The sequence below is a fragment of the Mycobacterium sp. RTGN4 genome, assembly GCF_033804635.1.
Lineage (GTDB): Bacteria > Actinomycetota > Actinomycetes > Mycobacteriales > Mycobacteriaceae > Mycobacterium.
This window is the reverse complement of record NZ_JAPZLB010000008.1, coordinates 110849-132025: the sequence shown is the minus strand read 5'-3', so window position 1 is coordinate 132025 and position 21177 is coordinate 110849. Positions and strand designations below refer to the sequence as shown.

The window sequence follows — 21177 nt, the reverse complement described above, 5'->3', positions numbered from 1 at the left end:
CGGCGTGCGCAGTCGCGCTCTGCGCAACCAATCACGCCGAAATCGCGCGATGGGGCGGGCACCGATTCAGCCGCGTGGCACAGCGAGCTCCCGTAGGGCAGATACAAATAACTCGTCCATCCCCGGGCTCAAGTCGGCCAGCGTCGCGGCGCTGGCATAGCTGGCGGAGCCGAAGACGCGTTCGAGCGAGCCGGCGGCAGCAGTGGCGCCAATGGAGAGGCAGAGACAGGCCATGCCGTCCGCCCGCAGTTCTTCAATGGCCTTCATGGTGTCGGCTTCTGCATAACGCCCCTCGTAACCGTGATCGTAGGGAAAGCCGTCGGAGAGCACGACCAATAGCCGATTGGGTGTGCCTGCACTAGTTTTCAGTATTTCGCCTGCGCCGCGGATACCGGCGCCCAGGCGGGTGTAGTACGCCGGCTGCAGTTGGGTCAGCCGTGCCCGAGCGACGGAGCCGAAACGTTGCCCAAAGGTCTTGATCGCAGGCAGTTGGACGGCGTGCCGTCCGTCCGACCGGAATGCGTGGACGGCGACGCGATCGCCGAGTTCTTCGAGCGTCGCGGCGAGTACGGCTGCCGCCCGGCGCTGGTGTTCGTGGACGGCAAGGCCGGCGGGATCGTTGTCGGTGGCAGATCCAGAGGCGTCGAGCAGGATGAGCACACCAAGATTGCGCGCGAGCTTGCGGCGCTCCAGATAGACGTGCTCTGGCGGCGAATAGCCCGACCGGAGATCGACGGACACGTCGATGAGCGCCTCGATGTCGAGCTCGTCGCCATCGGCACGGCCGCGCAAGACTTTCGGCCCGAGCCCGACGCGGGCCAGGCGTCGCCGAAGAACGTTGTCCCGCGGGAAATCGCCGGTGGAGACGTCGGCGGTCACGGTCAATGGGAAGTCGATGACGCGGCACCAGTCGGGTCGATACCGCCCGTTGAACACGTCCCACTCGGGATGTAGGGCCCCGCCGACTCCCACTGCAGCGCCTGGCTTGCCGTCGTCGGTGAAGTGGATCCGCGTTGGTAGCGGGCGGGAATTCCTTCCAAGCGCGTCGGTTCGTCGAGTGGAGCTCACCCGCAACTCGCCACCGGGAGCATCGTTGCCCTGCGCGCGTGAATTGCCGAACAGCGTGCGAAGAAACTCAGCGAGGCCTCGTGAGTTGGCAAGCGGGGTTTCGAACAGTTTCAGGATCTTGCTCTCGGCGGAGTGCTCCGTGTCGTCATCGTCGTCGGGCTCGGGCGCGCTGGTCGGATCGAGCCGCAGGCGTAGTTCGCTGTCTGATGCCCGCGCGCCAGGGCCAGGTGTAGCCGGGCGCAGCTGGGACGGTCTGATGACACCGAACCACGCTGGCGGATCGGTCAATTTCGTTCGCCCTCTTGCTAGTTCGAGCGACTCGCCGGCCGTCGCGACGAGCGGTTGGTGTTCGAGCCGAAGTGCGGCGGCGAGCGGCATCCGAGGCGCGAGCTCGGCAAGCACTCGGTGCCCTTCGAGGGCGAGGTAGCGACGCGCGACCGACGGGCGCCCACGCAAGCGCTTCACCAGGTGGTCGTGCAGGCTTCCCGCGCCCAGCAGCGCACTCTGGACCAGCACCTCGCGGCGCTGCATCTCGATGGGACTGCCGGCCGAGACGAATATGACGTGACCGTTCGTATGAGCAGCTTTGCCGGCCGAACCCTGCGCGATCTCGATGGAGCGCCCGGCTACCAAACTGGCAAGGAAGCGAAACCTGCTGGGAGCCAACCGGTCATCATCCATCACTGTTGAGGCAACACCGCGTCGACGAGTTCGCCGAGCGCGCGCACGACATCCCGGTCGTCGGACAGCACCTGGACGATCGCCGACTGGACGGCACTACGTAGGCCGAGCCCTTCGGCGACGAGGCCGCCGGTGAGGATCAACATCCGTGTCGAGGCGACCTCGCCAAGCGGCGAGCCGTCAAGGTTGCGGATGGCGTTGCCTAGCTTCACCAGAACCGCCGCCGTCTCGAGCGACACCCCGGCTTCGTGGGAGACCACTTCCGTCTCGGTTGCGGCGGGTGGAAAGTCGAGCTCGATGGCGATGAAACGCTGACGGGTCGACTCCTTGATGTTCTTCAAGACACTCTGGTAGCCCGGGTTGTAGGAGATGACCAGCTGAAAGCCCGGTGCTGCAGGCAATGTCGTGCCGAGCCGATCCACCGGAAGCTCACGGCGGTGATCGGCGAGTGGATGAATGACCACGGTGGTGTCCTGGCGTGCCTCCACGATCTCGTCCAGATAGCAGATGGCACCGTTGCGCACCGCCCGCGTCAACGGTCCGTCGACCCAGACCGTCTCGCCGCCCTTGAGTAGGAATCGCCCGACCAGATCCGCCGACGTCATGTCCTCGTGGCCCGCGACCGTGATCAACTCGCGCCCCTGTTCGTGGGCCATCGCCTCCACGAAGCGCGTCTTCCCGCACCCCGTCGGACCCTTCAGCAGCACCGGTAGCCAGCGGCGCGCGGCCGCCCGAAACACGTCCACCTCGTCGCCCACCGCCCGGTAATACGGTACTTCGGAACGGGATTGGACGACCGGGTGACTGTTCGTCAAGGACTCAGTTCCCTCGTTCGAAGGGGACGGTCTTCGGTAGCTCTACGCCATCCGGCAGCACCAACTTGCCGTCGGTGTTGATGAAGCCCGAGTGCTTGGTCGGTATCGGCAGAGCGGGATCGGGGCACGGGACGTCGGTTCCGTCGCCGCAGATGCCTCCATTGAAATATGAACGCTTGAGGTGGTCCTCGGGCCAAGGGTCGGAGTGCATGGCGATCCACTGCGCGGGCACGTTGTAGAAGAAGAAGAAGCATCCGCTGACCGCGGCGAAGATCGCCAAGAACCGGACCAACTGCTGCTTTACCACTCCGCCTCGGACGTGATCGAGTCCGCGCTCGACGACGGTGCGCCCGCGATCGTCGGTGAAGAAGCGCAGGCAACTCAGGGCGGTCATGACGCCACCCCACATCAGTCCCTCGTAGATCGGCCACTGGTGATAGGTGCCTGCGAACACGGTCACCGAACGGATCGAGCCGGGGTAGGTGTAGAGCCCGAACGGCAGCATGAATCCGGCTTCCATGACGAAGTCGGCGACGAAGGCGGCGGCGTATGTGACCAGGATCAGCCGAACGTTGCTGATACCGGGCCAACGTGTCTTGATCTTGCGCATGAACCAGCAGCCGACGATGGCCAGTACCAGCACCATCCCGTAGCCGGTCGCATTGATCAGCAGTGGTTCTGCAACCTGACGGCCGGGGGACTCCGGAGACACCCAGCCGGGAATGTGCGATGACCAGGAGCCGCGATTCCACAGCCAGGTGTTGTAGGTACACCACGTGTTGAAGTAGTTCAGCAGTGGGTCCTGGAAGAAGAACAGCGCGCAGGAAACGAAGAGAATGCCGTCAAGCGTGATGCGCCGCTCGCGTACCCAGGGCCGAATGATGAACCACCAGATGACAAATGGCAGACCGACACACATGACGACCGCATTGGCGGTCAACATGACCTTCATGTACGTCGGAGGATCGGTCGGACCCCCCGGTACCCGGGTGAAGTAGGGCCCGGTGATCCACCGAATCCACACGTACATCTGGAGCGCCAAGACTGCGCCACCGACGGCGGCCCAGATCGTGACCGGCTTGACCTTCGCTTGTGCGTCGGCGCCGAATGCCGCCGCGCCGGCGAGTGCCTCGGTGACGGGCGGCGTGTTCTTGTCCGACAGTCCGCTGCTCATGAAACGGCCTCCTCCCGATGGGCGATGTCGCGAAAATATACCAGTCAGTATCTAAAAGGGGAATCGGTATCTAGGATTCCGTGACACAATCTGGTTCATGGTCGAGCGTTGGACGCGGGAGCGACGCCTCGAGCACACCCGTGCGCTTCTGCTGGACGCCGCGGAGGAGGTGTTCGCCGAAAAGGGCTTCACCGCAGCAACTCTCGATGACATCGCGCATGTGGCGGGTTACACGAAGGGCGCCATCTACAAACACTTCTCCGCGAAGGAAGACCTCTTCTTGGCCGTGAGTGATCGGTACTGGCGGCGCTACTTCGACAATTTCGCCGACGTGATGTCGACGGCTACCCGCATCGGAGCGCGCGAGCTGGACGAGGTGGCTGAGCGGTGGCGCCAACTGAGCCATGACCGCGGCGCCGAGCACGCCGCATTGGGGCACGAATTCACGCTCTATCTGCTTCGCAATCCGGATGCGCGAGAACGGGTGTCCGCTAAGCGAGCTGAGGTCGTCGAGGCGCTTGGCAAGTTCATTGCCGAGGGCATCGACCGGCTAGGCGGGACCCTGCAGATCCCCCCATTGACGTTCGCTCAAGTGCTCATCGCGACGAGCGACGCCGTCGTGCTGAGCAGCCAACTGGACGACGTCGATCTCTACCGGCCGATCGTGGACATGTACGTGTCGGCAATCAAACTGCCCTGACCTGCCACGCGCCCGCGCGACCAAACGCGCCGAAATCGCGGAGATGGCGCAGGTGAGTCGGGTGTCAAGAAATTAGTTCATTGAGACCCTTGTCACAGCGCCCAAACCTACCTACTGTGTGTTCACTAGGTTGGTTGAAAGAAGGGTCTCGGTGACAAGCCCACGTCCATACGCCACGCTCCTGGCCAAAGGTGAGGACCGCAAGCAGCGGATTCTCGAGGCCGCGGAGCGGCTCGTCGCACGCTACGGCTGGCGCAACACGTCGCTGGCGCAGATCGCGAAGGCGGCAGGGGTCAGCGCCGCCGGGCTGCTTCACCACTTCGAATCCAAGGAGCAGCTGCTCAACGCGGTGCTCGACGCGCGTGACGCCGACGACGACACGCATGCCGACCGCAGTGGCGACTTGATCGGGGAGATCCGTCGCGTCGCCGAGCGCTTCGCCCGTCAGCCCGAACTCGTCGGCACCTTCACCGTGCTGCTGATCGAGAACATCGCGCCCGACGCACCCCTGCACGACCGGCTGCTGACCAGACAGCGTGAGGGCGTCAACATCGTCGCCGGCCTGATCGAGAACGGTCAGCGGGCGGGGCGGTACCGCACAGACTTCGACCCGGCCATCAAGGCCGTCGAGATTCTCGCCTTCGTAAACGGAATGGAGACCGCATGGCTGCTCGATCCTTCGATTCCCCTCGCCGAGGTGTTCAAGGGGTACGCCGAGGCAGTGGCCCGCGACTTCACCCCGCCGGCGCAAGGGAACTCCGCAGCGCCCCAGAAGAGCACGCTGACATGAGGTACCGACTCGACGTCGTCGCCCGCAGTGTCCCCGAGGTGGTGAAGTTCGCAGGCGGCTGGCTGGTCGACCGCGTGATGGCCGGCTGGGACGTCACCGTGTTGATCTCGGCCGACGAAGACATCCGCCCACTCGAAATCCTCGGCGTCGAAACCTACGACCTCGAAGCGGCCCTTGCCGAGGGCGTCGACCGTCCGCACCCTCAGACCGTCGCCGTGGCCGCGGACCTATTCGCCAGTGACGAGCGGGTGCGCCGGGGCGTGCTCGGAGCGCTCGACTCCGGCGTGACCGAGGTGACGCTGTGGGGTGAGCACTGGCCCGAGGAACTCGACAGCACGATCGGGTCGGTGCACCACCGGCTGAGCGGGGCCGCGCGGGCATTCAAGGCCCAGGCGCTCGCCGCGACGGCGGACCCGGACGCCGGGATCGTCGGCGACACCGAAACATTCCGTTGCGGATTGGCCGCACTGCCCTCGGTCGCTGCGGATCTGACGCCCGCTAGCTGAGGTCGATCAGGACCTTGCCGACCGCACGCCCGTCGGCCACGAGGCGCAACGCGCTGGCCGTCTCGGCCAGTGGGTACACCGCGCCGATGTGGGGTGACACGCGGCCGGCCACCAGCAGGTCGCGCAGTTCGGCTTCGTTGCGCGCGAACTCGTCGGCGGGCACGTCCTGGAACTGGAAGCCGAGCACCTGGATTCCCTTGACCAGCACAAGATTCAAGGGAATACGGGGGATCACACCGGACGCATAGCCGATGGTGACGAACTTGCCGCCACGGCGCAGCGCCCGAAGGGCTGGCTCACTCAACTCGCCGCCGACGGGATCCAGCACGACGTCGGCACCGTCGGGCAGCGCCTCGCGCAACGCGGCCCTGAGCGAAGTGTCGCGGTGATTGATCAGCTTGGTGGCGCCGTATTCGGCTGCCGCGTCCAACTTCTCGGTTGACGACGCCACTGCGGTGACATTGGCGCCGAGTGCAACGCCGAGTTGCACCGCCGCCAGCCCGACGCCGCCGCCCGCGCCGAGCACGATGAGTTCATCCCCGGATTTCAGCCGCGCCATCGAGCGAAGCGTGTGATAGGCCGTGCGGTGGGCGACGCCGAACGCCGCTGCGGTGCGTGCGTCGACCCCGTCGGGAACGGGAGCCAGACTCGCGGGGTCGACGACAACCCATTCGGCGAATGCGCCGAACATCCCCGTTCCCGTCACCCGGTCACCGATGGCGAAACCAGTTGCCTCGCCGCCGACTTCGTCGATTGTGCCTGCGAACTCGCTTCCGGGAACGAACGGGGGAGGGACGCTGACCTGGTAGGAGTTGGCGATGATCAGGACGTCGGGGAAGTTGACCGCCGCCGCCTGCACTCGCACGCCGACCTGGCCCGGTTGCACCTCTGGCGCCGGATGCTCTTCGACGCGAACGACTTCCGGTGGCCCGTAGGCCGGGCAGAGCGCAGCACGCATCGGCCGGCTAGCCTCGGTAGTCCGTGGTCTCGGCGAGCTCCGCAGCCGACGCCATCAAGTCGCTGACGACCGGGCCGAACGCCAACAGCTTCTCGTCGTCGCCTGCGCGCTGGAAGCCCTGCTCCAGCACGATCGCCAGCTTCCACTTGGCCAGCACCAGGTAGTAATCCAGATCATCCACCTGCCGGCCGGACACCTCGGCATAGTGCGCGACGACCTTGTCGCGCGAAGGCATTCCACGCATGTCGACGTAGCTCATATCGGCACCCTCGGGGTTATTGGTGTCTTCCGGCCAGGACTGCACCATCCAGCCCAGGTCGAGCTTCGGATCGCCGACAGTGCCCATCTCCCAGTCCACCAGGGCGGCCAATTGGGCTGGCGCACCGTGCTTGTACATGACGTTCGCGAACTGGTAGTCGCCGTGCATCAATCCGGGAATGAAGTCCAGCGGCTTATGCGTCTTGAGCCAGTCGGTGGCCACGTCGAGTCCGGCCAGCTCGCGCTTCTTGATCCGTTCGAAGAACCCGATCCAGCGGTCGACCTGACGCTCGTGGAAGCCGTCTGGCCGGCCCAGATCGGCCAGCCCCTTCGCCTTCCAGTCCACCTTCGACAGCAACGCAATACCTTCGGCCAGTTGGTAACTCAGTCCGGCACGGGTGGCGAGGTCACTGTCGAACGGCTCGGGCCACTTGCCGTGGGTTTCCATCGGGGACCAACCGTCCACGAAGCCCATCAGGTAGAACGGGCGACCGAGCACGGCCGGGTCCTCGCACACGCCGATCGCCTTGGTGTGCGGCACCTCGGTGCCGTCGAGCGCCTCGATGATGCGCCACTCCCGCAGGATGCCCTTGTCGCGGTCAGGGGGTGCGCCCGGCGGGGGCATCCGGATGACGCACTGGGCGTCGCCGCGAGTCAGTGCGTAGATGACGTTCTGAGTGCCGCCCGATAGAAAGCGCGTCGTCAGCGGTTCGTTCTTGCCGGGTAGCGCCGCCTCGTCCATCCACGCCGCGAGCCGTTCGGTGTCCAGAGGCTCGCTCACTGGTTGCCCACCTCGAGTTCGAGGTACTCGGCGAACCTGGCCTTTGCGGCATCGCGTTTGCGCGGTATCCATTCGGTCGGCCACACGTCGTCGCTGGCCTTGTAGTCGCGCAGCACCTGCTTGGCCACGGTCGTCTTGTGGACCTCAGTGGGCCCGTCGGCCAGCCCCATCACCGCCGCACCGGTGACCATGCCAAGGAACGGCATCTCGTTGGTGACACCGAGCGCACCATGGACTTGCATTGCCCGCCAAGCGATGTCGTGCAACACGGTCGGCATGACGACCTTGGCGGTGGCGATGTCCTTGCGCACCTTCTTGTAGTCGTTGTACTTGTCGATCTCCCACGCGGTGTACAGCACGAACAACCGGAATTGTTTGAGTTGGGCGTAGGAGTCGGCGATGTAGCCCTGCACGGTCTGCTTGTCGGCCAGCAGGCTGCCGGCAGTCTCGCGACTCAGCACGCGCTCGCACATCATGTCGATGGCCTTCTGCGCCAACCCGATGGTGCGCATGGCGTGGTGAATCCGCCCGCCACCGAGCCGGGTCTGCGCGATGACGAACGCCTGCCCCTCGCCGCCGAGCAGCGCCGTATCCGGCACGCGCACGTTCTCGTAGTGGATCAGCGCGTGGCTGCCCTCGTTGTCGCGTTCGCCGTGCAGCCCGACGTTCCTGACGATGTTCACGCCGGGAGTGTCGGTGGGCAACAGGAACATCGACATGCCCTGATAGGCGCTGACGTCCGGGTTCGTCACCACCATCACGATGAGGAACGACGCCGTATTGGCGTTGGAGGAGAAGTACTTCCACCCGTTGATGACCCAGTCGTCACCGTCGCGTACTGCGCTGGTCTTGAACTGGGTGGGGTCTGCGCCGCCCTGAGGTTCGGTCATCGAATAGCTGGAGAACAGTTCGCCGTCGAGCAGCGGACGCAGGTAGCGCTCCTTCTGCTCCGGCGTGCCGTAGTGGGCGATGATCTCGGCGTTGCCGGTGTCGGGGGCCTGGCAGCCGAAGATGATGGGCGCCCACTGCGAACGCCCGAGGATCTCGTTGAGTAGCGCCAGCTTCAGCTGGCCGTAGCCCTGTCCGCCGAACTCGGGACCGAGATGCGTTGCCCACAAGCCCTTCTGACGCACTTGCTCCTTGAGCGGATCGACGACCTTGCGTCTGGTGTCCGTCAGCGGCGTGAACTGCAGGTGCGGCCAGATCAAGTCGAGCGGTTCGACCTCGTCGCGCACGAACGCATCCGCCCAGTCCAGCAGTTCCTGGTATTCGGGGTCGGTTTCAAAGTCCCACATGTTGGCCTCCTTGCCTAACGGGGTGCGTATCCATTGATGAGTGTGGTGATGTCAGCGGTGACGACGTCGGCGAACGACCGCTCGCCGAAAGCCCCTGCCGCCCAATGCCTCGCGCCTTCGCTGACCATCGTCTGCGCGACATAGGCGAGGTGTGCGACGTCGACCCCCTTGCCGAGCTTGCCGTCGGCCCGTGCGCGCGTGAAGAGCTCGGTGAACATGTCGGCGTCGACGTCCGGGGGAGTGCCTTCGGAGAGGATGCGGTGCTCGTGGCGATAACCCTCGAGGATGGTTTCGATGACGAGTTCTTTGGGGTTGCGGGCCATCGACTTCTCGAATGTGGTCAAGGCCGCGGCGATGACTGCTTCGATCTCGTACGGCTTTTCCAGCAAGTCGTGAATCGTGTGGTGCGCGGATTGCGTCGACATGACGCCGACCTCGAAGAGCACGTCTTCCTTGCGGGGGAAGTAGAAGTAGAACAGCGCCTTGGAGACGCCCGCCGCGGTGCAGATGTCGGCGACCGTCGTCGTGGCGTAGCCCTTGGTGCGCCACAGGGCCATGGCGGCCTGCACCAGCATGCGCTTGGTCTCATGGGACTTCGCCCGTTGGAAGGTCGCCCGGCGCTGACCGCGGTCAGCGCTAGCTGATTCGGCGACTTCGGGCACTTTCGCAGGCTAGCAGATCACAGTGCGATATAAAATAGCTGACCAGTGTCTAACTAACCTTGGGGCCGGCGCGCCTGGTGAGGTAGTCGACCTGCAGGTAGATCGCATAGAGCACGAAGAACGGCAAAATCGCGAACGGGACGTTCTCGGCAACGAACTTGAACCAGAAGCCGAAGGCGCCCTGTCCGACGTCGCTGAAGCCAGCCCGCACCTCGGACAGGAAGTACACACCGGTGCTGCTGATCAAGATGGCGCATCCCGCGAAGGCGAGCCACAGACAACGGATGCGCGATTCCGTAGGGAGCCCTGGACGGAGCAACCGGGTCCACAGCACGAAAAGTGTTATGCCGGTGGCGACGCCGACCAGTTCGAGGCCGAAGATCCAGTTGTTTCCGCTGTTGTAGCGCGTGTCGGCCAAACCCCATTGCCACCACAGCCATTTCCAGCCCGGATCGGTGGTGGGGGTCCACAGGTTGAAGGGGTGACCGATCAGGAAGATGAGTTCGTAGCCGAGTTGACTGCCTGCGGTGTACGGCAGGTAGATCATCGTCAGCTCGGCCGCCCGCTCCAGCCGAGGGCGATGCTCGCCGCGCCCCGTCCAGAAGTAGACCAGCGGCAGCAGGATCACCGGGATTCCGAACAGCAGGTTGGCGATGACGTCCACGGTGAAATTCGGCGGCAGCCAACCCAGGCCGACTCCGACGACGACCCCGACGAAGGCCACGCTGGTGACCGCGGTGAGTGCCAGGTAGGCCCGCCGGCGATGCGGCGCCCACGGGCGGGCGAGCTCCGGCTCGCCGTCCAACGCGGCATTTGTCACGACGTCCGACGTCATCTGGTCAACATTCCCATCTTCAGACTCACGGCTGATTGAGGTGCCCAAGGCGGAGGTTAGGCGGTTCCCGCTACGGTGTTGGGCGAACGCTCAACATTTCGCTGGGTCGGCCTTCTGAACTGCGGGGTCGTGCCGTCGTTGACGGCGCTGGCCCGGTGTGGAAATCTAATACCCACATCTGAGAATCGCATTCTCGTAGATCGAAACGTCAAAAACAGGAGTGGTACATGGCGATCGACCCCGCCGGCATCGACTGGTTCAGGGATCCGCGGCTGGTCGCCGACCCTTACCCGTACTTCAACGCGCTGCGCGACAAGTGCCCCGTCGAGCCCGAAGACCACTACGGCGTGACGATGGTGACCGGCTGGGAGGAAGCCGTCGCCGTCTACAACGACGAGAAGACGTTCTCCTCGTGCACCTCGGTGACCGGGCCGTTCCCCGGTTTTCCCGTCCCGCTGGAGGGTGACGACGTCACTGACCTGATCGAGAAGCACCGCGACGAGTTGCCGTTCAGCGACCAGCTGCCGACGCTGGACCCACCGGTTCACACCAACCATCGCTCGCTGATGATGCGGCTGATCACGCCCAAGCGCCTCAAGGAGAACGAGGACGCGATGTGGCAGCTCGCCGACGAGGTGCTCGACACCTTCTTGGCGCCGGGCAAGGGTGAATTCATCAAGGGTTTCGCAAGCCCGTTCACGCTGTTGGTGATCGCCGATCTGCTCGGCATCCCACCGGAGGATCGCAACGCCTTCGTCGACGGCATCTCCCAGAACTCCGGCGGCGGCGTGGGCAGCACCAGCAAGGAGTCGCTATCGCATTCCCCGCTCGAGTTCCTCTACGGCCAGTTCGAGGATTACGTGCAGGACCGGCGGGCCAACCCCCGCGACGACATTCTGTCCGGGTTGGCCAACGCGCTGTTCCCCGACGGCACCACGCCCAGCCCCGGCGACGTTGCGCGGGTTGCCACCAACGTCTTCTCGGCGGGCCAGGAGACGACGGTCCGGCTGCTCGGCACCGCGCTGAAGGTGCTCGGCGATCGGCCGGACATCCAGGCGCAGGTGCGTGCCGACCGCAGTCTCCTTCCGAACTTCATCGAGGAGGCATTGCGCTACGAGAGCCCGGTCAAGGGGGACTTCCGGCTGTCGCGCACGCCCGTTACCATCGGCGACCACGAGTTGAGCGCGGGCACCACCGTCATGGTGGTCAACGGCGCCGCCAACCGTGACCCCCGCCGCTTCGACGAACCCGACGAGTTCGACACCACGCGCAAGAACGCCCGCCAGCACCTGGCATTCGGCCGCGGCATCCACAGCTGCCCCGGTGCGCCGCTGGCCCGCGCCGAGACGCGCGTCGGCCTGGAGCGGCTGCTCGACCGGACCTCGGACATCAGGATCTCCGAAGAGAAGCATGGTCCGGCGGGAAACCGTGACTACCACTACATCCCGACGTTCATCCTGCGCGGCATCATCGATCTGCACCTCGAGTTCGACGTCGTCGAGTCGAGCGGGGCCTGATGAAGGTCGCCGTCGATGAGGACACCTGCCGCGGCCATGGCATGTGCTTGACGTTCTGCCCCGAAGTCTTCGAGATGACCGACGACGGCTGGGCCGTCGCCGACCCCGGAGAAGTTCCTGCCGAGCTCGAGGGCGCGGTCCGCGAGGCCGTCGAGAACTGCCCCGAGCGCGCGATCCATGAGGTTTGATTCAATCCGCTTCAACAACAAGGAGATTCAGTCGTGGCCAAGGGCTATGTGATCATCACCGAGGACATCAAGGATCCAGCAGGCATGGCCGAGTACGGCAAGCTGGCCAGCCAGACGATGGGCAACGCGAAGGTGCTGGCGTTCGGCCCCGCCGCCGAGGCACTCGAGGGGCAGTGGCACGGCACCCAGACCGTGCTCCTGGAATTCGAATCCGTCGAAGCGGCCAAGGAGTGGTACTACTCCGACGAATATCAGGCGGCGGCGAAGCTGCGCCAGGCGGCGGCTGACTGCAACGGGGTCATCGTCTCAGGCTTCTAGTTTCCCCGTGAGCACCGTCACCCCGATAGCTCGACACCCTCGTAACCCTTGAGCAGGTCGGGGTCTGGGAGGGCCATCTGCAGGTACACGTCGATGTGGCGAATCTTGCCTGCACCGTTGAATTCGTAGACCGACAGCGAGTTCACCACACTGCTGAATTCTGCTACTTGGCTGCGTTCCTCAAGCTCGAGGAACACCAGGTTCGGGAACTCGCTGATCCGCTTGAACGAGCCGTCCCAGTCCGACGACGTCGCCCAGTTGGTGAGGAATGCGACGTACTCGGCCCAGTCCATGACTTCCTTGAACGGCCCCACCCTGTCGAACTCGTCGACGGCGACCAATTCGGCAAGCGGGGCCCAACTCTCGACGGAGAAGCCCGGTTGCTTGGCGCTATCGACGAGCCGCTTCATGAGGAGGCCGTACTCCAGTACGGTGCGCGAAAGTCCTGCATGCTCACTGACCACGTCAGTCAATTCACGCAACACGGCATGACTTCCTCTCCCACAGGCTGATCCGGCTCTTCGAACAGTACGAGCAGAAGTGCGTCGCCACTGGACTAGTTCGGGGCGAGTGGGCCGACGGGCTTGGTGGACGTGGCGTGCACCAGTAGCTCGGCAAGCTCGCGGGGTCGCGACAGGAACGGCGAGTGCGACGCGTCGATGGTCAATTGCTCGACGCCGAGCCGACGGGCCACCGTGTCTGCCAGCCAGCGCGGCATCGACCGGTCCTGCTCGCACACGATGAAGCTGCGCGGCAGCTCGGCCGCCCAGAAATCCGGCACAGATACCGGGGTGACGGTGGTGTCGCCGAACCGTTCGGGATCCAACCGGTCGAACGCCCAGCGCGCGGTCTGCTCGTCGCAGTCGTGGTAGAAGTACTTCCACGCGCCCTCGAAGTCGGCGAACGTCATCGCGCCTTCTTCGTCGAAGGCCAAGTAGCTCAACATCTCTCCGACGTCGCCGTCGAACTCCTCGCCCAACTCGTCATCGGCGTCGCGCATCACCATCGCCTCGGGATACGTCTTGCCTTCGCGGGGGAGCGCCGCCGCGATATAGACGATGTGGCTGACCAGATCCGGTCGAGCATCGGCCGCCAGCGTCGCGTCGAAGCCTCCGCCGGAATGGCCGACGAGCACGTCACCGGGTTGCATGAGCGCCACGATCGCATCCCGACGATTGGCCAGCGTCGACTCCTGATCGATGAGCGCCCCATGCCCGGGCAGGTCGACGGCGACGCCGTCATGGCCCAACTCCTGCAGTTCGGCGATGGTGCGCTCCCAGCACCAACTGGCGTGAAATCCGCCGTGTACGAACAGGAATCGCACTAGCCGCGCGTCACTTGTCGACGATCGCGATGGCCTGGCGCGGGCATTGGCGCACGGATTCCTTGATCTGCTGCTCGTTCTCCGGGGTCACTTCGTCGGACAGCACGTGCAGGTAGTCCTGGTCGTCCAAGTCGAATACCTCGGGGATGATGCCCATGCACACCCCGTTGCTCTCACACAGGCCGAAGTCGACCTCGATCTTCTGAGTCATGCGCGATCCCGCTTCGCTTCTCGCTTGGCCGTCACTTCAAAACCTTCACGGGGACATGGTGATAGCCGGCGACGTTCTGCATGTTGACGCGCTGCAGACCGTCGAAGTCGACCTCGTAGCGCGGCATGAAGTCCAACAGGCGTTCGAGCGCGATCGCACTCTCCATGCGGGCCAGCGCGGCACCGAGGCAGCTGTGGATGCCATAGCCGAGCCCGAGGTTCTGCGCCTCGTTCCGGTCGCGGTCGATGTCGAAGGTCTCGCCGTCGGCGAAGGCGCGCGGATCGCGGTTGGCGGCGGCGCCCATCAGGAACACCGGCTTGTTCGCCGGAATCGTGCCGCTGGGCACCTCGACGTCCCTGACGCTGTACCGCACGTTGTACTGCACGGGGCCGACCCAGCGGAGCAGTTCCTCCACGGCAGCGGGGACCTTGCTGCGGTCGTCGAGCAGCTTCTGCCACTGTTCGGGATGGCGGGCGAACTCCACCACCGCGCTGCCGATCAGCTTGGTGACGGTCTCTGCCCCAGCACCGCCCAAAAGCGTGGTGAAGCCGGTGATCTCGATGTCGTCCAGCTTGCGCATGTTGCCGTGCTCGTCGGGGATCTCGGCGGCGATCAGCCGGCTGATCATGTCGTCTTGCGGATTCTGCCTGCGCTCGACGACCAGGCCGTAGTAGTAGATGCCGGAGTCGATGTTCGCCTGCATGTTGTCGTCGTCCAGGTCGATCTGACCGGGCTTGCGATGCAGGCTGGTGTCGATCCAGTGCCGGACCTGCTGGCGGAATTCCTCGGGCACGCCGGCCATGCGGGTGATGACCTCGACGGGGAACGGCCCGGAGAAGTCCTGCACGACGTCGAAGTTGTCCGGATCGGCCTTGCCGAGGTAGTGGTCGATCAACTCGACGACGGTCTCGCGCTGCGACTGGATGTTTCGCGGTGTGAACGCCTTGTTGAGCAGGCTGCGCATGTGCCGGTGATCGGGCGGGTCCATGAAGATGATCGACTTCTGGGGCACTTCGCCGGAGCGCACCATCCCGAGGTCGCAGCCGCGCGCCGACGAGAAGCCCTCGTGGTCCTTGAACGCCGCGGCCACGTCCTCGTGGCGCGTCAGCGCGTAGAAGTCCTCCTCCTCGTCGTAGTACAGCGGTGCGTCGTCGCGCATCCGCTTGTACACCTCATAGGGGTTTTCGAAGTACTCCTGCGAGACCGGGCTGAATACGACCTTGGGCTTGGTCATGGGCTCCTCTTTCACGACGGCCTGGCGACCGGTTACGTTACGCGAGACCGTTTATCTGTAACGCACATAGTATGCCTTACTAGATGCTTTCGAAATGGTGAATCCGTCCCATTTCACGCCCGATTTCCCGCGTTGATGAGGACGTCGAGGACGCCGAGGTCACCACCCAGTTCCGCGACGGTTTTTCGGACGACGGCGACGTCCTTGCCGATGAATTCGCCGACGGCGGAGATGAACGTGTCGGCGGAGCCTGCCCCTGCGATGAGGCTCAGCACTCTGCTCTGGGCGCTGCCGTGCGTCAACGCGCTGAGCAGCGGGCCTTCCTCGATGCCAAGTCGTGCGCCGAGCCGAACCCCCTCGGAGACCAGCCCGATCTGGGCCGCGAACAACGAGTTGTTGACGAGCTTCACCAGCTGACCCGAGCCGGTGGCGCCGGCGTGGAGGATCGGGTCGCCGTACGCCCCGAGTATGGGTTGGACGCCGGCGACGACTTCGGTGTCACCGCCGACGAACAGCGTGACCCGGCCCGCGGCAATGTCGTGCGGACCGCCACTGACCGGCGCGTCGATCACGCCGATGGTTCCGAAGCGCGCGGCGATCGCCTGGGCGGTACGCGGGCTGCCGGTGGTGTGCAGGATCAGCGTTGCGCCCGGTCGCATCTGCTCGACGAGCGGACCGTCGAGGCAGAGTTGCTTGACCTGATCGTCGGTGAAGACGCACACGATCACGACGTCGGCGTCGGTCGCGGTGAGGTCGGACACCGGCGTGGCGCCCAACTCGGCGACGGCCCGACGCTTCTCGTCGGTGCGGCCAATGGCCGCGACGTCATGGCCCGCCTCAACGAGACGTTTGACCATCGGGGCGCCCATTCGGCCCGCGCCGACGAACCCGACGCGCGTCACCTGCTGTGGTCCATCGCCGCCAACGCCGCATCTGCCGCCACGAACACCGCACCCTCCTTTGCCCCTGCGTCATCGGCGAGGCTGGCGGCGTGCCGAACGTCCTTCTGCAGCAGGCCTCCGGCGATCGGGGCGAGCACTTCCAGGGTGCCTCCGAAGGCGGCGACGCTGTTGACGGCCTTGCTGGTGGCGGACCCGCGGTCGAGCACCTGGCACAACCGGTCGCGCGGAATGCCGAGCGAGTCGCCCAACTCCAGGGTGGTGACCGCGCTGCCGAGATTGGCGCTGAACAACAGGTTGTTGAGGATCTTCGCGACCTGTCCGCTGCCCAGTGGGCCGAGGTGGACGATCGCGTCGGAGAACGTCGCGAAGACCGGGCGGCACTTCTCGACGTCGGCCTCCTCACCCCCGACCATGACCATGAGCGTGCCGGCATCGGCCGCCGGTTGACCGCCGCTCACCGGGGCATCGATGACCGAGACGCCTTGTTTCGCAGCGGCTTCCGCGAGTTCACGGCACGTGTCGGGGTGCACGGTGCTGTGAATGGCGACGATGCCGCCTGGCGCCAGGCCCGCCAACACTCCGGTGTCGCCGTGCAGCACTTGCCGGACGTCGTCGTCGCCGACGACACACAGGCACACCAGATCGCTGGCCGCACCCAGTTCGGCGGGGGTGGCCGCGACCTTCGCCGCGGTGTCGGCGTAGGGCTCCAACGACTCGGGTCTGCGCGCCCACAGCGTGAGCTCGACACCGCCGTCGACGATCCGGCGCGCCATCGGCGCCCCTTGGCTGCCCAGCCCGATGAACCCAACGCGCATCAGCTCGCCTCCACTTCACTATCCGTGCCCTGGTGGGCATCGATGCATTCTTCGATGAACGACAACACTTTTCGGTGATATGCGTCGGCGGTCAAGCTCACGCTGACGTTGTGTCCGCTGTCGGCCACGTGGTTGACGACGACGCGGGGCGAAGCGGTGAACGAGGCCGCAATCTGAGCAAGCGCGGCGGGCGTGGTCTCCCACACGCTCTCGTGGTCGGCCGCACTGAACTCGACGGGCACCCGAACATTGGCGGCGATGGCAGCGAAATCGCGACGCGGCCAGTTCGCCGTCGCCTCGGCCTCGTACGCGACGCCCGGCGCTGATAGCGCTCCGGTCAGTACCTCGGCTGGGTAGAGCTCGACGGGCTGCCACAACAGATCTCGCAGACCTGCCGGACGGTGGGTCGCTGTGGTTTGCCGCAGAATGTCCTTGGTCGTGGCGCTGTAGTTCATGCCCGTACCGGCCAACTCGACGCCGATCACGTCGCTCCTGGCCGGCGTCACGGCCATCCGCAGCGCGAGTTCACAGCCCGCGGAATGTGCGAGCAGGAAAACGCCCGCACCGCGGGGTCCGTCGGCGAGGATGCTGTCCACCGCTCCGTACGCCAGGGCCACCCGCCGGTCGGGATCGTGCATTTCGTCGGCGTACAGCGCCGATGCGCCGTAGCCCGGCCGATCGAGGGCAATCGCCGTGACACCGTGCGTTGCGGCCAAGCGCAGCAACGACAATCGTGGATGTCCCGGGCAGTCGAAGTATGCCGCCGAGGTGGCTCCGCCATGTATTGCCACGATGACCGCACGGGGGTCGGGCACCGCTGCGACGAGCGCCGACATCGGCACGCCGTCGACCATGACGACGCGCCTGCCTGGTTCGGCTCCGGTCACGAATCGGTCCGGAGCAGCATCACGCCACTCGGGGTAAGGCCTCCGCTGCTGGTGACCGCGACGCGGGCACCGGCAACCTGGCGCTCACCTGCGTCGCCGCGCAGCTGGGTGACGGCCTCGTGGACCAGGCCCATGCCGTGGGTGCGGCCATGCGACAGCTGCCCACCGTGGGTGTTCAAGGGGATGATGCCGTCCCGCGCGATGTTCTTGCCGCCGTCGAGAAAGTCCTTCGCCTCGCCGATCCCGCAGAAGCCGAGCCCCTCGAGCCATGACAGGCAGTTGAAGGAGAAGCCGTCGTAGAGCTCCGCAACGTGGACATCGCTGGGCCGCAACGACGTTCGCGACCACATGTGCGCGCTCTGGCCCAGCACCTGCGGTTCGTGCGTGAGCGTGGTCTGGTCCCAATCGAGCCGTTCGATGATCTGGGTACCCACCGCCTCGAAGTACACCGGCTTCTTGGGCATGTCGCGCGCGACGTCCGCAGCCGAGACGATGACGGCCACGGCGCCGTCACACGGGACGTCGCAGTCGTAGAGGCCAAACGGAGTGGTGATCATCCGTGCCGACAGATAGTCGTCCATCGTCATCGGATCGCGGTAGATCGCGGTCGGATTGAGTGCAGCGTTCGCACGCTGGTTCAGCGCGATCCACCCCAGCGTCTCGCGTGTGGTGCCATACCTGTCGAAGTGGCGACTCGCGTTCTGCGCCAACACGTGCGCCGCGGACGTGGCACCAAAGGGATGTTGAAAGCTCGTGGTGCGGGCGCCCATCGGAGGGGACATCTTGCCCTCCTTGACCAGCTGGCCGAACGTGGCCTCCCACAGCGTGCGGAAGCACAGCACGTGGCGCGCCATCCCGGTGGCGACGGCCATCATCGCCGCGATCACCGAACCGCCGGGCCCGAAGGTGTCCATGCCGCCGTTGATCCACGTCGGTCGAAGGCCAAGCGCACCCTCCAGCGCGCTCACACCGCCTTCGCCCATGCCCATCATGTCGAGCCCCGGGTACGTGGACAGCCCGTCGATGTCGTCGAAGGTCAGGCCAGCGTCCGCAACGGCCTGCTCGCACGCGTCGATCGTCAACGACAGCGGCGGGACCATCTGTCGACGGCCGATGGTCGACATCCCGATGCCAGTGATCGCCGAATGGTCCTCGAACTTCGCCTTCGTCAGCATCGGCCGGACGTACTCAGCGAACCGCTCCGGCGCGATCAAGTCCTCGGGCATCGCGGTGGGCGCAGTCTTGTCGGCGGCAGGCTTGAACACCGGCAGCCACACGTCCTCGAGTTGCTGGAACAGCACCTCGACGGGTTGGCCCAGCGCCAGTTCGTCGGGATCGCACTCAATGATGTTGGTGGTCAACCGGACTCGCGGGTCCTCTGCGATCGCGACCTCGGCCACCACGTAGGGCGGCGGAAGGTCGGGGAAGCCGAAGCGGTGGTTCACCGTGACCCCGGCGAGCGTCGCCTTGCCCGACACGACCCGCACCCCCATCTTCCGCTCGCGGCAGTACCGGCACACCGGAGCGGGCGGATGAATCAGCGCCTGGCAGCTGAGGCACTCCTGGATGCGCAGCTGACCGTCGGCACCGGAGGTCCAGAAGAACTCGTTGAGCGCAGTGAGCTGTGGCAATGGTCTGGTCACCGTACGAACTCCGAAATCGCTTCGCTGTTTGGGTTTTCCACATGCGGCTCGGTCGGCTGCTCCGAATCCGTCAACGGTCGCGCTTGGCCAGAGGGTTGGTGCTCGCCCATCGCGATGATCGCGTGGACGGGACAATCCAGTAGGGCCCGCATCACCGCGTCGCGGTCGGCTTCGGGGACGGTTCCGTCGCCGATCAAGGACGCGTATCCCCAGTCGTCGAGCGAGAAGTACTCGGGAGCGTGTTTGGCGCAGACGCCGAAGCCGTCGCACATCGTGCGATCCAAGCGGATCTTCAAGGGCTTGCTCACATCGCCTCCACCTCGTAGGGCCGCAACGCGCTGAATACGCTCGCGCGGCACGGGTCGCACTCACCGTCGAGGTGGCGGGCCACGAGCTCGGGATACTGAAGCAGCAGGCTCGCTGCGATGTTCGTCGCGGCGTCCAGCGTCGCGCACGCGCCGCGCCCGCGAAGCACCACCGACCAACGCTCCAAGCGCGCGAGATCGGCTGCGGTGGCCACCCCGTCCCGGAGCGCCGACGTGACCGCCGACATGGCAGCCGTGCCGTTGAAACACGACCCGCACTGGCCAGCGTTCTCGCGATCGAAGTACGCCATCACCGCGGCGGCGACGGCGACGGGGCAGTCCTCGGTGAGGATCGCGATGGCGCCACACCCAAGCCCGCTGCCCAGCCCGCGCAGCGTCTCATGGTCGAGCGTGGCACTCAGTACGTCGCGGTTGAGCAAGCCGGCGAAGTAGCCGCCCATCAGCACCCCGTTGACGTGTTCTGCGGAGACTCCGTGCAGGGCAAGAAGATCGGCGAAGCTCACCCCGTGTGGAAGCTCGTACAGGGCGGCCGGGCGTCCGGCTCCCGTCACGGTGGCCAGGAACGTACCTGGGGAGCCGTCGGTACCGACTTCGCGGTACTCAGCGCCACCGTGCCGCAGCACGAACGGCAGGTTCGCCAGCGTCTCGACATTGCTCACCAGGGTCGGCTGGCCGCCGATCCCTTCCTGGAACGGGCGCGGCGGTTTGTCGGTCGGCTTCGCCGGACCGCCGTTCACGGCGCGCACGGCGGCCGTTTCCTCGCCCGCGACATATCCCGGATCGACGGTGACAACGCCGACTGAAAGGTCTAGGTCGACGGCGGCCAGTGCGGCGTCCATGGCCTGTGCGGCAACGGGATCGGAGACGTAGACCACGGCCCGTTCGGCGCCAACAATGCGGGCGGCGAGTCGTACCCCGTCGAGCACCAGGTGGGGGCGGTTCCGCAACAGCCACTTGTCCTTGACGGATGCGGGCTCGCCCTCTTCACCATTGGCCAGCACCACCGGTCGGCCACCGGCGTCGCGCACCGTGCGGAGTTTGATGGCGAGCGGGAAGGCCGCGCCACCCCTGCCGAGTACGCCGCTGCGGTCGATCTCCTCGAGGAGCAGCTCCGGCCGCTCAAGCGTCTGGTAGCCGCCGCCCTCGACGTATTCGGCGTACTGCTCGACGCCGGGTGTCGGCTTCAATAGCCGCGCGGACGTGCCGGGCCAGACGGCGATGGTCGGTTCGGCGCTCGGCCTGATCGCGGCGCTCATGACGGTCCCTTCTTACCCGCAGATAGGCTGGCG

General features: G+C 65.6%; 24 protein-coding genes. 6 read left to right on the top strand and 18 right to left on the bottom strand.

All coding sequences use genetic code 11. The features are described from left to right. Nucleotides 1–66: 66 nt before the first annotated feature. The 3 genes from SLQ30_RS18770 to SLQ30_RS18760 are packed head-to-tail and all read right to left on the bottom strand — an operon-like array spanning nucleotide 67 to nucleotide 3738. Complete coding sequence (locus SLQ30_RS18770; protein ID WP_319447874.1) at nucleotides 67–1749, bottom strand: nitric oxide reductase activation protein NorD; 1683 nt, start codon at nucleotides 1747–1749, stop codon at nucleotides 67–69. Further along, nucleotides 1749–2564: a CbbQ/NirQ/NorQ/GpvN family protein gene (locus SLQ30_RS18765; protein ID WP_319447875.1), complete on the bottom strand. Its 816-nt coding sequence runs from the start codon at nucleotides 2562–2564 to the stop codon at nucleotides 1749–1751. The genes SLQ30_RS18770 and SLQ30_RS18765 overlap by 1 nt, the downstream gene beginning before the upstream one ends. Nucleotides 2565–2568: 4 nt before the next feature. Then, nucleotides 2569–3738, bottom strand: a complete 1170-nt coding sequence (locus tag SLQ30_RS18760; protein WP_319447876.1) for a spirocyclase AveC family protein — start codon at nucleotides 3736–3738, stop codon at nucleotides 2569–2571. A 97-nt stretch (nucleotides 3739–3835) separates the two neighbouring features. Here SLQ30_RS18760 and SLQ30_RS18755 point away from each other — a divergent pair, with 97 nt between their 5' ends. The 3 genes from SLQ30_RS18755 (at nucleotide 3836) to SLQ30_RS18745 (ending at nucleotide 5734) form a co-directional block, all read left to right on the top strand. Next, on the top strand, nucleotides 3836–4438 hold the full coding sequence (locus SLQ30_RS18755; protein ID WP_319447877.1) for a helix-turn-helix domain-containing protein: 603 nt from the start codon (nucleotides 3836–3838) through the stop codon (nucleotides 4436–4438). A 151-nt stretch (nucleotides 4439–4589) separates the two neighbouring features. Beyond that, the gene (locus SLQ30_RS18750) at nucleotides 4590–5228 is read left to right on the top strand and encodes a TetR/AcrR family transcriptional regulator (protein ID WP_319447878.1); all 639 of its coding nucleotides are present in this window, start codon (nucleotides 4590–4592) and stop codon (nucleotides 5226–5228) included. Beyond that, a complete protein-coding gene (locus SLQ30_RS18745; protein ID WP_319447879.1) occupies nucleotides 5225–5734 on the top strand; it encodes a hypothetical protein in 510 nt (169 codons plus the stop codon). The genes SLQ30_RS18750 and SLQ30_RS18745 overlap by 4 nt, the downstream gene beginning before the upstream one ends. Here SLQ30_RS18745 and SLQ30_RS18740 read toward each other — a convergent pair. From SLQ30_RS18740 to SLQ30_RS18720, 5 genes are read right to left on the bottom strand one after another with little or no spacing between them, the layout of a single operon-like run. Then, nucleotides 5727–6692, bottom strand: a complete 966-nt coding sequence (locus SLQ30_RS18740) for an NADPH:quinone oxidoreductase family protein (RefSeq protein ID WP_319447880.1) — start codon at nucleotides 6690–6692, stop codon at nucleotides 5727–5729. The genes SLQ30_RS18745 and SLQ30_RS18740 overlap by 8 nt on opposite strands. A gap of 7 nt (nucleotides 6693–6699) precedes the next feature. Beyond that, the gene (locus SLQ30_RS18735; protein WP_319448000.1) at nucleotides 6700–7692 is read right to left on the bottom strand and encodes a phosphotransferase family protein; all 993 of its coding nucleotides are present in this window, start codon (nucleotides 7690–7692) and stop codon (nucleotides 6700–6702) included. A gap of 35 nt (nucleotides 7693–7727) precedes the next feature. Next, nucleotides 7728–9026, bottom strand: a complete 1299-nt coding sequence (locus SLQ30_RS18730; RefSeq protein WP_319447881.1) for an acyl-CoA dehydrogenase family protein — start codon at nucleotides 9024–9026, stop codon at nucleotides 7728–7730. A 14-nt stretch (nucleotides 9027–9040) separates the two neighbouring features. Beyond that, nucleotides 9041–9688, bottom strand: a complete 648-nt coding sequence (locus tag SLQ30_RS18725) for a TetR/AcrR family transcriptional regulator (protein ID WP_413468081.1) — start codon at nucleotides 9686–9688, stop codon at nucleotides 9041–9043. Between the two features lie 49 nt (nucleotides 9689–9737). Further along, nucleotides 9738–10523: an emopamil-binding protein gene (locus SLQ30_RS18720; protein WP_319447882.1), complete on the bottom strand. Its 786-nt coding sequence runs from the start codon at nucleotides 10521–10523 to the stop codon at nucleotides 9738–9740. A 227-nt stretch (nucleotides 10524–10750) separates the two neighbouring features. Here SLQ30_RS18720 and SLQ30_RS18715 point away from each other — a divergent pair, with 227 nt between their 5' ends. The 3 genes from SLQ30_RS18715 to SLQ30_RS18705 are packed head-to-tail and all read left to right on the top strand — an operon-like array spanning nucleotide 10751 to nucleotide 12546. Further along, nucleotides 10751–12040 carry a cytochrome P450 gene (locus SLQ30_RS18715; protein ID WP_319447883.1) on the top strand — a complete coding sequence of 430 codons (1290 nt, stop codon included), beginning with the start codon at nucleotides 10751–10753 and terminating at the stop codon, nucleotides 12038–12040. Then, nucleotides 12040–12228: a ferredoxin gene (locus tag SLQ30_RS18710; protein WP_319447884.1), complete on the top strand. Its 189-nt coding sequence runs from the start codon at nucleotides 12040–12042 to the stop codon at nucleotides 12226–12228. The genes SLQ30_RS18715 and SLQ30_RS18710 overlap by 1 nt, the downstream gene beginning before the upstream one ends. Before the next feature lie 33 nt (nucleotides 12229–12261). Continuing rightward, nucleotides 12262–12546 carry a DUF1330 domain-containing protein gene (locus SLQ30_RS18705; RefSeq protein ID WP_319447885.1) on the top strand — a complete coding sequence of 95 codons (285 nt, stop codon included), beginning with the start codon at nucleotides 12262–12264 and terminating at the stop codon, nucleotides 12544–12546. 17 nt (nucleotides 12547–12563) lie between these two features. Here SLQ30_RS18705 and SLQ30_RS18700 read toward each other — a convergent pair whose 3' ends face one another. From SLQ30_RS18700 to SLQ30_RS18655, 10 genes are all read right to left on the bottom strand, one after another. After that, on the bottom strand, nucleotides 12564–13028 hold the full coding sequence (locus SLQ30_RS18700; protein ID WP_319448002.1) for a hypothetical protein: 465 nt from the start codon (nucleotides 13026–13028) through the stop codon (nucleotides 12564–12566). A gap of 74 nt (nucleotides 13029–13102) precedes the next feature. Next, nucleotides 13103–13870 (bottom strand): alpha/beta fold hydrolase, encoded by a 768-nt coding sequence (locus SLQ30_RS18695; protein ID WP_319447886.1) that lies wholly within the window; start codon nucleotides 13868–13870, stop codon nucleotides 13103–13105. A 10-nt stretch (nucleotides 13871–13880) separates the two neighbouring features. Next, the gene (locus SLQ30_RS18690; protein WP_319447887.1) at nucleotides 13881–14081 is read right to left on the bottom strand and encodes a ferredoxin; all 201 of its coding nucleotides are present in this window, start codon (nucleotides 14079–14081) and stop codon (nucleotides 13881–13883) included. A 31-nt stretch (nucleotides 14082–14112) separates the two neighbouring features. Next, the gene (locus SLQ30_RS18685) at nucleotides 14113–15315 is read right to left on the bottom strand and encodes a cytochrome P450 (RefSeq protein ID WP_319447888.1); all 1203 of its coding nucleotides are present in this window, start codon (nucleotides 15313–15315) and stop codon (nucleotides 14113–14115) included. A 113-nt stretch (nucleotides 15316–15428) separates the two neighbouring features. Beyond that, nucleotides 15429–16217 (bottom strand): NAD(P)-dependent oxidoreductase, encoded by a 789-nt coding sequence (locus SLQ30_RS18680; RefSeq protein ID WP_319447889.1) that lies wholly within the window; start codon nucleotides 16215–16217, stop codon nucleotides 15429–15431. Further along, nucleotides 16214–17032, bottom strand: coding sequence for an NAD(P)-dependent oxidoreductase (locus SLQ30_RS18675; protein WP_319447890.1), 819 nt, complete (start codon nucleotides 17030–17032; stop codon nucleotides 16214–16216). The genes SLQ30_RS18680 and SLQ30_RS18675 overlap by 4 nt, the downstream gene beginning before the upstream one ends. Continuing rightward, complete coding sequence (locus SLQ30_RS18670; RefSeq protein ID WP_319447891.1) at nucleotides 17032–17919, bottom strand: alpha/beta hydrolase; 888 nt, start codon at nucleotides 17917–17919, stop codon at nucleotides 17032–17034. Before SLQ30_RS18670 ends, SLQ30_RS18675 begins: the two co-directional genes overlap by 1 nt. Further along, nucleotides 17916–19562 (bottom strand): thiolase C-terminal domain-containing protein, encoded by a 1647-nt coding sequence (locus tag SLQ30_RS18665; RefSeq protein WP_319447892.1) that lies wholly within the window; start codon nucleotides 19560–19562, stop codon nucleotides 17916–17918. Before SLQ30_RS18665 ends, SLQ30_RS18670 begins: the two co-directional genes overlap by 4 nt. After that, nucleotides 19559–19858 carry a ferredoxin gene (locus tag SLQ30_RS18660; RefSeq protein WP_319448003.1) on the bottom strand — a complete coding sequence of 100 codons (300 nt, stop codon included), beginning with the start codon at nucleotides 19856–19858 and terminating at the stop codon, nucleotides 19559–19561. Before SLQ30_RS18660 ends, SLQ30_RS18665 begins: the two co-directional genes overlap by 4 nt. An 8-nt stretch (nucleotides 19859–19866) precedes the next feature. Next, a complete protein-coding gene (locus SLQ30_RS18655) occupies nucleotides 19867–21144 on the bottom strand; it encodes an NADH-ubiquinone oxidoreductase-F iron-sulfur binding region domain-containing protein (RefSeq protein ID WP_319447893.1) in 1278 nt (425 codons plus the stop codon). Nucleotides 21145–21177: the final 33 nt, after the last annotated feature.

Excerpts from the sequence above, each read along its gene's own strand:
- SLQ30_RS18770 (WP_319447874.1), bottom strand. The coding sequence starts at position 1,749 with ATGGATGATGACCGGTTGGCTCCCAGCAGGTTTCGCTTCCTTGCCAGT.
- SLQ30_RS18760 (WP_319447876.1), bottom strand. The coding sequence starts at position 3,738 with ATGAGCAGCGGACTGTCGGACAAGAACACGCCGCCCGTCACCGAGGCA.
- SLQ30_RS18755 (WP_319447877.1), top strand. The coding sequence starts at position 3,836 with ATGGTCGAGCGTTGGACGCGGGAGCGACGCCTCGAGCACACCCGTGCG.
- SLQ30_RS18745 (WP_319447879.1), top strand. The coding sequence starts at position 5,225 with ATGAGGTACCGACTCGACGTCGTCGCCCGCAGTGTCCCCGAGGTGGTG.
- SLQ30_RS18740 (WP_319447880.1), bottom strand. The coding sequence starts at position 6,692 with ATGCGTGCTGCGCTCTGCCCGGCCTACGGGCCACCGGAAGTCGTTCGC.
- SLQ30_RS18735 (WP_319448000.1), bottom strand. The coding sequence starts at position 7,692 with ATGGACGAGGCGGCGCTACCCGGCAAGAACGAACCGCTGACGACGCGC.
- SLQ30_RS18730 (WP_319447881.1), bottom strand. The coding sequence starts at position 9,026 with ATGTGGGACTTTGAAACCGACCCCGAATACCAGGAACTGCTGGACTGG.
- SLQ30_RS18720 (WP_319447882.1), bottom strand. The coding sequence starts at position 10,523 with ATGACGTCGGACGTCGTGACAAATGCCGCGTTGGACGGCGAGCCGGAG.
- SLQ30_RS18715 (WP_319447883.1), top strand. The coding sequence starts at position 10,751 with ATGGCGATCGACCCCGCCGGCATCGACTGGTTCAGGGATCCGCGGCTG.
- SLQ30_RS18710 (WP_319447884.1), top strand. The coding sequence starts at position 12,040 with ATGAAGGTCGCCGTCGATGAGGACACCTGCCGCGGCCATGGCATGTGC.
- SLQ30_RS18690 (WP_319447887.1), bottom strand. The coding sequence starts at position 14,081 with ATGACTCAGAAGATCGAGGTCGACTTCGGCCTGTGTGAGAGCAACGGG.
- SLQ30_RS18685 (WP_319447888.1), bottom strand. The coding sequence starts at position 15,315 with ATGACCAAGCCCAAGGTCGTATTCAGCCCGGTCTCGCAGGAGTACTTC.
- SLQ30_RS18675 (WP_319447890.1), bottom strand. The coding sequence starts at position 17,032 with ATGCGCGTTGGGTTCATCGGGCTGGGCAGCCAAGGGGCGCCGATGGCG.
- SLQ30_RS18655 (WP_319447893.1), bottom strand. The coding sequence starts at position 21,144 with ATGAGCGCCGCGATCAGGCCGAGCGCCGAACCGACCATCGCCGTCTGG.